Source organism: Cupriavidus gilardii (assembly GCF_008801915.1).
GTDB classification, from domain to species: Bacteria; Pseudomonadota; Gammaproteobacteria; order Burkholderiales; family Burkholderiaceae; genus Cupriavidus; species Cupriavidus gilardii.
This window is the reverse complement of sequence record NZ_VZOV01000050.1, coordinates 1-8,935: the sequence shown is the minus strand read 5'-3', so window position 1 is coordinate 8,935 and position 8,935 is coordinate 1. Positions and strand designations below refer to the sequence as shown.

Genomic DNA, 8,935 nt, shown 5'->3' with positions numbered 1-8,935 from the left:
ACGCGCGCGACGCGCGCGCGTTGGTGCGCGGCCGCGCTGTGCGCGGCGTGCGCGCTGCACCTGGGCTGGCAGGCGCGGCGCGCGCTGGCCTTCGCCGACGAGACGCGCGATTTCGACGCGGTGCTGGCCGCGGCCGCGCCCGGCCAGCGCGCGCTGATGCTGATATTCGACGCCGGCAGCACGCCCGCCGCGCATCCCGGCGCCTATCAGCACTTCCCGCTGTGGTACCAGGCCCGGCGGCAGGGGCTGGTCGATTTCAACTTCGCCTGGTTCCTGCCGCAGATCGTCCGCTATCGCGGCGGCCATGCGCCGGCCCTTGGCCCCGCCGAGATGCTCGACAACGCCTTCCCGGCCAGCTTCGACTGGCAGCGCCATCGCGCCGGCCGCTATCGCTATCTGTTCGTGCGGCGCGCGATGCCGCTGCCCGCGGGCTTTTTCGCCACGGCGGACTGCCGTGTCGAACCGGTGCGCTCGGCCGGGCACTGGTCGCTGTACGCCACGCGCGATTGCCCGCCGTCCGCCGAGAGGCCCCTTCCCTAGGAGACCACCATGTCGCCGCAAGCCTATCTCGAAATGGCGCAGACCGAAGCCGATCACTGGTGGTTCCGCGCGCGCCGCGACATCGTCGCCACGGTGCTCGCGCAGCTGGCGCTGCCGCCGGGCGCCGCCATCCTCGAGATCGGCGCCGGCACCGGCGGCAATCTCGACATGCTAGCGCGCTTCGGCACGGTCAGCGGCCTGGAAATGGACGCGATGGCGCGACGGCTGGCCGTGGCCAAGACCGCCGGCCGCTATGCGATCGCCGACGGCCGCTGTCCCGACGCGATGCCGTACCGCCCGGGCAGCTTCGATCTGGTCTGCCTGCTCGACTGCCTGGAGCACATCGCCGACGATGCCGGCGCGCTGCTGGCGATACGTTCGCTGCTGCGGCCCGGCGGCGCGGCGCTGATCACCGTGCCGGCGCATCCCTGGCTATGGAGCCGGCATGACGTCTTCCTGCACCACCAACGCCGCTATCGCCGTACCGCGCTGAGCACGCGTCTCGGTGACGCGGGGCTGCGCGTGGAAACGCTGACCTACTTCAACACCGTGCTGTTTCCCCTGGCGGTGGCGGCGCGCTGGCACGACCGCCTGCGCGACCAGTTGCGCGACCAGTTGCATGCGCGCGTGCCCGACCACGGCGTACCGGGCGAAGCCGGCGGCTCGAGCGGCACCGCGATGCCGCCCGCGTTGCTGAACGCACTGCTGTACGCGCTGTTTCGCAGCGAGCGGCTCTGGCTGCGGCATGGCACCTTGCCGTTCGGGGTATCGCTGCTGGCGGTGGCGCGCGCGGTCTAGCGGACGACCGCAGCCGCAAGGAAAACGCCGCGGCCGTCGCCTGCCGCGGCGCAGTTGGCGCTGATCGATCGGGCCAAGCGTCAGCGCGTGCGCGCGCCGCGCTGCACCGCCGACAGCTCGATCACGCGGCGGCCGCCGATCCCCTGCGTGGCGGGACGCTCCTGGTAACGCCGGCGCACCAGATAGATCGGACGGCCCTTGGTCTCGTGATAGATGCGGCCGACGTATTCGCCGACCACGCCGACGCCGATCAGTTGCAGTCCGCCGAAGAACAGCAGCGCGGACAGCAAGGAGGCGTAGCCCGGCACGTCGACACCGAGCCACAGCGTGCGCCCGATGATGAAGGAGCCATAGCAGAAGGCGGCGAAGGCGACCGCCAGGCCGATATAGGTCCAGCTGCGCAGCGGCACCGTGCTGAAGCTGGTGATGCCCTCGAGCGCGAAGTTCCACAGCCGCCAGCCGGAGAACCTGGACTGGCCGGCGCTGCGCGGCTCGCGCGTGTACGGCAGGGTCACCGTATGGAAGCCGACCCAGGCGAACAGCCCCTTCATGAAGCGGCGCCGCTCGGGCAGGCTCTTCAGCGCGTTGACGACCGCGCGGTCCATCAGGCGGAAGTCGCCCACGTTTTCCGGCAGCCGCAGTTCCGACATGCGGTTGTGCAGCCGGTAATAGGCGCCGGCGGTCACGCGCTTGAGCCACGAATCGCAGGCGCGGTCGACGCGCTGGGCCAGCACGACCTCGGCGCCCTCGCGCCAGCGCGCCACCATCTCGCCGATCAGTTCTGGCGGGTCCTGCAGATCGACATCGATCGGCACCACCGCGTCGCCGAACGCCTCGTCGATGCCCGCGGTCAGGGCGGCCTCCTTGCCGAAGTTGCGGGTCAGGTCGATCACGCGGATGCGCGGATCGGCGCGGGCCTGCGCCAGCAGCCGCGGCAGCGTGTCGTCGCCGCTGCCATCGTTGACGCAGACGATCTCGAAGCGGATGCCGGGGATCGCTTCGAGCGCCGGGATCACGCGCGAGAAGAACGGCGCGATCGCCTCGCTCTCGTTGTAGCAGGGCGCGACCAGCGACAGCAGGCGGGTATCGCGCTGCCATGGGGTCCGGCGGTCGCGGGACGCCATCAACGGGGAAGCGAAGGAAGCGCTGGGCGGTGCATCGCCCGCGGCATCGGCATCCGAGCCGGCAGATGAGGCGCACCACCTGCCGTCCTCCGCAGCAGCATGCAAGCCGCCTTTGGGGGCGCCCTCGCCGGCGCCCCCGGCGGTTCTCCTCCCCGCTCCAGCAGGGTCGCGGCGGCGCGCGCTCGCGCCGCCGATCCTGTCATGTCGTGACATGTCCGTTCCCCTTGTGCGTCCCGACATCGGCCGCGACATCGGTGGCGACATCGGCGGGCACACTGTCAGCGTCCCCGGTGCCGGCCCGCCACGCGCGGCGCAATACGGCGGCCATGCCGAGCGCCAGCAGCTGAACCCCGCCCTGCCACTGCTGCGCCAGCGCATTGGCGAACATCAGCAGCGGCATGCACCACAGTGCGACCAGCAGCAGACGCTCCCCCGGCATCCAGCCGCGCCGCACGCCTTCCACCGCGAGCCCCGTCACCGCCATGCCCAGCCACGCCAGCTCGTAGTACCAGAGATACGGCGTGGCCAGCATCGCCGCCAACGCCAGCGCGGCGGTTCGCAGTCCGGTATCGCGCTGGCGGCGCCATACGCAGGCCAGCGCGCCGATCGTCGCCAGCGTCAGCACTGCCTGCAGCGCGTAGGCCAGCGCCGGCGCGCCGCCGGCAAGCCGCACCGAGGCCAGCAGCGTCGGGCTGACGTACCAGGCACGGATGCCTTCGTGAATCAGCATGTCGGCGACCTGCCCGGTCGCGCTGACGAAGGCCGGCACCGTCTGCCAGCCGAACGCGGCGATGCTGGCCGCCGCCAGCGTCGCCGCGCTCAGCGCGGCGGCGGCCAGCGCCCGCCATTCGCGTCCGGCGATCAATGCCACCGGAAACATCAGCGCCAGCTGCGGCTTGATCGCCAGCAGGCCGATCAGCACACCGGCCAGCACCGGCCGGCGCGGCAGCAGCACCAGCGCCCATGCGGCGAGCGCCGCGGTCAGCAACGCGTTCTGGCCGATGGTCGCCGCCAGAAACAGGCCGGGAAACGCCAGCAGCGACAGCAGCACCGCGCCGCGCGCCGCCGTTGGCGGCGCCGCCAGCGCGGTCATGCGCAACAGCGCCGCGAGATAGCCGGCTGCCGACAGGCCGATGAAGGCGAAATAGCTGGCAGCGAACGGCAACAGCGACAGCGGCAGCACCACCCACAGGAAAGTCGGCGGATAGAGCCAGGGCAGATAGAAGCCGGAATCGGGCGGCACCGAGCCATGCGCGGCGATCACCGGCTGCAGCTGCGCGTAGTCGTAGACCGCGAGCGCCCCGGCACCGCGCAGCAGATGCGACGCGCTCCAGAACACCGAGAAGTCGGCACCGGGCCGAACGATCGTCTCCAGCGTGAAGCCCTGCGTGATCCACGCCCACGCACAGACGATCGACAGCTGCGCGATCAGCATCGCACCCGCATACAGCCGCATGCGCTCCAGCGTCAGCCAATGCGCGCGAGCGCCCTGCGGTGTGGCGGCAATCGAAACGGGGGAAACGGTCATCGGGTCGCTCTCGTCGGCATCGAACACGGCGACATGCGGTCGCCTTGCCCTTCGTTCTATCAGACGCTGTGCGCGGCGCAAGGCGGCCCCGCCGGCGCAACGATGGCGGCGCGGGGGCTGCGCGCGCCGACGTTTCCGCGCGGAAGCACGAAGGTTGCGGGCGCAGCGCCGGCCGCGATTGCCGCGCGCGGCGCCGCTTTGCGCGTCGTCGCCATGCCGCGGATCGACCGCCATGGCGCCGCGCGGCCGGCGCCGGACGGCGCGGCGCCGAGCGGCAACGTTTCAAACGGGAAACACGGCACCGGCGCGGAAGACCCGCGCCAGATGGATGAGCGCGGCGGCAATGCGCGACCGCGCCGCTCTCGTACAAAAGGATGAGCCCTGCCTGCGCGTGCACCAGACCACGTCGGCGCCGGATGGCCGGCCTCATCCATTGCCGCGAGGACCGCCGCCGGAATCACGGGACCAGCGCGGCTCCACCACACCCCCACCGCGCCCCCACCTCGGCACGCGCGCGTGCCACACCATCGCCCGGCGTTTCCGCCCGGAAACGATCGCCGGTTCGCGCCCCTGCCGCCGGGCCTGCCGGCAAGCGCCGGCTGACCGCACGGCCTTGTGGCGCAAGGCATTGCAGCGGGCTGGCAAAGCTCTTGCCTTATGTCGGCGACAAGGCGGCCGGCGCCAAGGCAGCCAGCGACAAGGCAGCCGGCGACAACGCCGCCCGCAACCGCCGCCGCCCGGACCGCAAAGCGAACCAGGCGGCGGCGACGCGAGCGACCTCGACCGCAGACGCACCGCACAGCGACAGGACACCGATCATGCTGACCAATCCGCATCGCCTCACGCAGCGCCCCGCCTCGCGGGGATCGCGTCCGCATCGCGCGCCGCTGTCGCACTGCTCGCGCCGCGGCGAGGCCTCGGCACCGCCGCATGCCACGCCGCGCCATGCACGGCGCGAGCACACGCACCGCCGCGTGCGCCGCCCGGCGGCGGGGGAAGCGGAAGGTCACCACGGCGGTCGCCGCGACAGCCGTCCGCCTGGACACGGCGGCGGACACGGCCGCTGGCCCTTCGATGCCTGCGCCGCCTGCGGTCCTCCGCGCGCCGCGGCCCCCCGCAGTTCAACCGCAGCAGTTCAACCGCAGCAGTTCAACGCAAGTCGTGCCCTGCATTCCAACCGAAGGAGAGAGCCATGCAAGACCTGATTCAACAAGCCAAGCTGTTCGCCCAGGACGATGACGGCGTCACCGCCATCGAGTACGGCCTGATTGCCGCGCTGATCGCCATCGTGATCATCGCCGGCGTCAAGCTGGTCGGACAGAACCTGAGCGCCGTGTTCGACAAGGTGCAGTCCGCACTGAAGTAAGCCGAGCCACGCGCCGATGCGCTCGGCGCGATCGATACCCGCGGAGGCCGGCGTTCCGGCTCCGCGGGCCTGCGCCACCTACTGGAGACACCGATGCGCGTGCAAGCGAATTCCATCCGCGGCTTCGTCGACGACGATCACGCGGTCACCAGCATCGAGTACGCACTGATCGCGATGCTGATCGCGCTGGTGATCATCGTCTCGGTCAAGGCCGTCGGCGAGACCCTGAGCAATATCTTCGACAAGGTCGCGTCCTCGTTCTGACGATGCGGCCCTGCCCCGACCCAACGCCCTGCACCGTGCGACCGGAGCCCGCCATGCCGAACCCGCATCTCGCCACGATGATCGGACCCGCCGCGATGCTGCTGGTGCTGGCCGCCGCGGCCAGCGATCTGCATTGCCGCCGCATTCCCAACTGGCTGACCTTCGGCGCCTGGCTGCTGGCGCTGCCGGTACAGCTGGCGCTGTCCGGCCTCGGCGCCGGTGCGCTGGCCTGGGCCACCGGCTGGCTGACGGGGCTGGCGATGTTCCTGCCGATCTATCTGCTGCGCGGCATGGCCGCCGGCGACGTCAAGCTGATGGCCGCGGTCGGCGCCTGGCTGGGCGCGGGCATGGCCTTCGACATCGCGCTGACGGCCTTCGTGCTGGGCGGCGCCTGGGCACTGGGCTGGACGCTGTGGCACGGCAATCTGCGCCAGTTGCGCGAGAACGTGGTGCGGATCGTGCTGGCGCCCGGCGCGTTCAATCCGGACCGGCGCAAGCCCGCGGTACTCGACGCGTCGGTGTCGGTCGGCGCGATGCCCTACGGCGTGGCCATCGCCGCCGGCACGATCGCGATGCTGTTCGCGTCGGCATAGCCACCAGCACAGAGCGGGGGATCTCATGATCGAGCAAACACCGAACGCGCCGATACACGGTCTGCCGGGCGTCGCCAATGCCGCGGCCAATGCCGGCGGCCATGGCCACTCGCGCGCGCCGGCCAGCGCCGCCGCGGAATGCGCCACCGAATGCGCCCAGCCGCAACCGTGGCATGTGGCCCCGCGCACCGTTGCCGATACGGGCATCGACATCACGATGCTGGGCACCCTGCTGATGAAGGCGGCCTATCTGTACCGCAACGTCACGCTGCTGCAGCTGGCCGAGACGCTGCGCCTGCCCGGCTCGGTGATCGGCGAGATCGCGACCGCCTGCGTGCGCGAGAGGCTGCTGGAGGTCGCGCATCGGGGCGCCAGCGACCTCGACGTGCGCTACCGGCTGACCGATGCCGGCCATGCGCGCGCCGCCGAGTTCGCGGCGCGCTGCAGCTATGCGGGCCCGGCGCCGGTGACGCTCGACGCCTATCTGGAGGCGGTGCGGCACCACTCGGTGCGCCACGCCAGCGTGTCGAAGGCCGATGTGGCCGCCGCGCTCGGCGACCTGGTGGCACCGCCCCATATCGTCGACGAGGCCGGTATCGCGCTGAACTCGAGCACCGCGCTGCTGCTGTACGGTCCGCCGGGCAGCGGCAAGACCTTCCTGGCGCGCCGGCTGCGCGAGCTGATGCCCGGCGCGGTGCCGGTGCCGCACGCGATCACCGTGGCCGGCGAAATCATCCAGGTGTTCGATCCGCTGGTGCACGTGCCCTTCGACGAGGGCGGCAATCCCGGCTGGCGCCGCGGCGCGGACCGGCGCTGGATCCTGTGCCACCGCCCCGCCGTGCTGACCGGCGGCGAGCTGACGCTGGACATGCTGGACCTGCGCTATGACGCGGTCGCCGGCTACTACCAGGCGCCACCGCACATGAAGGCCAACAACGGCGTCTACATCGTCGACGACCTGGGCCGCCAGCTGGTCGGCGTCAGCGAACTGCTGAACCGCTGGATCGTGCCGCTGGACCGCGGCATCGACATGTTCACGCTGCACAGCGGCGTGCGCTTCTCGGTGCCGTTCGACGTGTGGCCGGTGTTCTCGACCAACCTGGATCTGAGCGCCCTCGGCGACGACGCCTTCCTGCGCCGGCTCGGCAGCAAGCTGTTCATCGGGCCGCTTGCCGAGGACGACTACCGCGAGGTCTACGCGCGCGCCGCCCGCGCGCTCGGCCTGCAGCACGCCGACGACGTGTTCCGCTTCCTGCTCGAGGGCCTGCATCTGGCCGACGGCATCCCGCTGCTGGCCTGCATCCCGGGCGATCTGCTGAAGCTGGTGGACTCGGCGCGGCGCTATCACGGCGACCCGCCGCACGTCAGCGAGGAAGCGCTGCGGCGCGCGTGGCACGCGTATTTCGGCCGCGAGATCGGCGATGGCATGCGCTGGCGCAGCGGCGCGCGCGCGGCGGCGCGATAGCTGCGCCGCGCGCAACGACGGAACGATGGAACGGCGGAACGGCGGAAAGAACGAGGGAAACGAGGGCAACCTCAGGGGAGAGCTTCCATGAAGAACGCAAGGGCAATGTTGATGCTTCTGGTCGCACTGGCCGCGGGAGTCGCGGCCGTGGTCGCGGCCTCGCGCTGGCTGATGCAGCAGTCGTCGAACTCGGTCGCGCAGGTGGTGGTCGCCGCCAGCGACATCAACCTGGGCCAGCCGATCGGCCCGGAAAACCTGCGGCTGGTCAGCTGGCCCAGCGCCAGCGTGCCGCCCGGCGCCTTCACCAACGCCGCGCTGCTGCAGGGCCGCGTGGCGCGCACCAGCGTGCTGCGCGGCGAACCGGTGCTCGAGGCCAAGCTCGCGCCGCAGGGCACCAAGGGCGGCCTGTCGGCGGTGATCGGCGAAGGCAAGCGCGCGATCACGGTGCGGGTCAACGATGTGGTCGGCGTGGCCGGCTTCGCGCTGCCGGGCAATCTGGTCGATGTGATCGTCAACACCGCGGCCGACGCCAGGCGCAATGGCGGGGGCAGCGGCGACGCCAGCATCTCCAAGATCGTGCTGGAGAAGATCCTGGTGCTGGCGGTTGCGCAGCAGGTGAGCCGGGACGATACCCAGCCGAAGGTGGTCAACGCGGTGACGCTGGAGGTCACGCCCGAACAGGCCGAGAAGCTCGACGTCGCGCGCAGCGTGGGCACGCTGTCGTTGGTGCTGCGCAATCAGGTCGACCTGGCCGCGGTCGACACCGACGGCGCCACCAAGACCACGCTGCTGGGCACGCCGGCCGCCGCACCGGTGCCGGCGCCGCTCAAGCCGGTCAAGGTCAGCGCACCGGTGCGCCCGCGTCCGGCGGCGCCGGCCCGCGCCGGCCACTGCATCGGCGTGTTGTCCGGCGTGCAGGGCAGTCTCGAATGTTTCTGACGCCGAAGGTTTCCGGCAGCACGGCCACGGCATGACTGGGCATGCCGCGAATCACGCAGCACCAATTCTCTCCGGGGGGAGATATGAAAACGAACCATAAGCAGAGGGACGGCGCGCGCAACGCGCGCACGCTGGGCGGTGCCGGCACGGCGTGCCTGCTGCTGGCGCTTGCCGGCAGCGCGGGCGCGCAGCCGGCCGCCGAAGCCGGCGCGGCGGCCAAGGGCACGGCGCCCGCGGCCGGGGCGCGCCCGGCGGGCAACGCCGGCGCGGCCGCGGCGTCCGGCGCGCCGATGCAGATGACGATCAGCATGGCGCCGG

General features: G+C 71.6%; 10 protein-coding genes and 1 pseudogene. 9 read left to right on the top strand and 2 right to left on the bottom strand.

Annotation, left to right across the window (positions count from 1 at the left end; genetic code table 11):
- Together F7Q96_RS26970 and F7Q96_RS26115 are read left to right on the top strand one after the other, a co-directional pair.
- Positions 1-540, top strand: a pseudogene (locus tag F7Q96_RS26970) (hypothetical protein); the annotation flags it as partial.
- Positions 541-549: 9 nt separating this feature from the next.
- Entirely contained in the window at positions 550-1,338 is a 789-nt protein-coding gene (locus tag F7Q96_RS26115; RefSeq protein ID WP_151023587.1) for a class I SAM-dependent methyltransferase, read from the top strand.
- 80 nt (positions 1,339-1,418) lie between these two features.
- Here the strand turns inward: F7Q96_RS26115 and F7Q96_RS26110 are convergent, their stop codons facing one another.
- Positions 1,419-2,462, bottom strand: coding sequence for a glycosyltransferase family 2 protein (locus F7Q96_RS26110; protein WP_053822262.1), 1,044 nt, complete (start codon positions 2,460-2,462; stop codon positions 1,419-1,421).
- Between the two features lie 199 nt (positions 2,463-2,661).
- Positions 2,662-3,990: a glycosyltransferase family 87 protein gene (locus tag F7Q96_RS26105; protein ID WP_053823162.1), complete on the bottom strand. Its 1,329-nt coding sequence runs from the start codon at positions 3,988-3,990 to the stop codon at positions 2,662-2,664.
- Between the two features lie 102 nt (positions 3,991-4,092).
- Between F7Q96_RS26105 and F7Q96_RS26100 the strand changes: the two genes are divergently transcribed.
- The 7 genes from F7Q96_RS26100 to F7Q96_RS27085 form a co-directional block, all read left to right on the top strand.
- Positions 4,093-4,368, top strand: a complete 276-nt coding sequence (locus F7Q96_RS26100; RefSeq protein WP_151023585.1) for a hypothetical protein — start codon at positions 4,093-4,095, stop codon at positions 4,366-4,368.
- Positions 4,369-5,182: 814 nt separating this feature from the next.
- Entirely contained in the window at positions 5,183-5,356 is a 174-nt protein-coding gene (locus F7Q96_RS26095; protein WP_006578843.1) for a Flp family type IVb pilin, read from the top strand.
- Between the two features lie 99 nt (positions 5,357-5,455).
- Positions 5,456-5,620: a Flp family type IVb pilin gene (locus F7Q96_RS26090; RefSeq protein WP_390884863.1), complete on the top strand. Its 165-nt coding sequence runs from the start codon at positions 5,456-5,458 to the stop codon at positions 5,618-5,620.
- A 53-nt stretch (positions 5,621-5,673) separates the two neighbouring features.
- Complete coding sequence (locus tag F7Q96_RS26085; protein ID WP_053822264.1) at positions 5,674-6,213, top strand: A24 family peptidase; 540 nt, start codon at positions 5,674-5,676, stop codon at positions 6,211-6,213.
- Positions 6,214-6,238: 25 nt separating this feature from the next.
- Positions 6,239-7,678 (top strand): ATP-binding protein, encoded by a 1,440-nt coding sequence (locus F7Q96_RS26080; protein WP_053822265.1) that lies wholly within the window; start codon positions 6,239-6,241, stop codon positions 7,676-7,678.
- Between the two features lie 87 nt (positions 7,679-7,765).
- Positions 7,766-8,617 (top strand): Flp pilus assembly protein CpaB, encoded by an 852-nt coding sequence (gene cpaB / locus F7Q96_RS26075; protein ID WP_053822266.1) that lies wholly within the window; start codon positions 7,766-7,768, stop codon positions 8,615-8,617.
- A gap of 83 nt (positions 8,618-8,700) precedes the next feature.
- Positions 8,701-8,935: hypothetical protein (locus F7Q96_RS27085; protein WP_211923528.1), on the top strand; the 235-nt coding region annotated here is incomplete at its 3' end.

What these genes read in the sequence shown, in the direction of transcription:
- F7Q96_RS26115 (WP_151023587.1), top strand. Translation starts at nt 550, where the DNA reads ATGTCGCCGCAAGCCTATCTCGAAATGGCGCAGACCGAAGCCGATCAC.
- F7Q96_RS26110 (WP_053822262.1), bottom strand. Translation starts at nt 2,462, where the DNA reads ATGGCGTCCCGCGACCGCCGGACCCCATGGCAGCGCGATACCCGCCTG.
- F7Q96_RS26105 (WP_053823162.1), bottom strand. Translation starts at nt 3,990, where the DNA reads ATGACCGTTTCCCCCGTTTCGATTGCCGCCACACCGCAGGGCGCTCGC.
- F7Q96_RS26100 (WP_151023585.1), top strand. Translation starts at nt 4,093, where the DNA reads ATGGCGGCGCGGGGGCTGCGCGCGCCGACGTTTCCGCGCGGAAGCACG.
- F7Q96_RS26095 (WP_006578843.1), top strand. Translation starts at nt 5,183, where the DNA reads ATGCAAGACCTGATTCAACAAGCCAAGCTGTTCGCCCAGGACGATGAC.
- F7Q96_RS26085 (WP_053822264.1), top strand. Translation starts at nt 5,674, where the DNA reads ATGCCGAACCCGCATCTCGCCACGATGATCGGACCCGCCGCGATGCTG.
- F7Q96_RS26080 (WP_053822265.1), top strand. Translation starts at nt 6,239, where the DNA reads ATGATCGAGCAAACACCGAACGCGCCGATACACGGTCTGCCGGGCGTC.
- cpaB (WP_053822266.1), top strand. Translation starts at nt 7,766, where the DNA reads ATGAAGAACGCAAGGGCAATGTTGATGCTTCTGGTCGCACTGGCCGCG.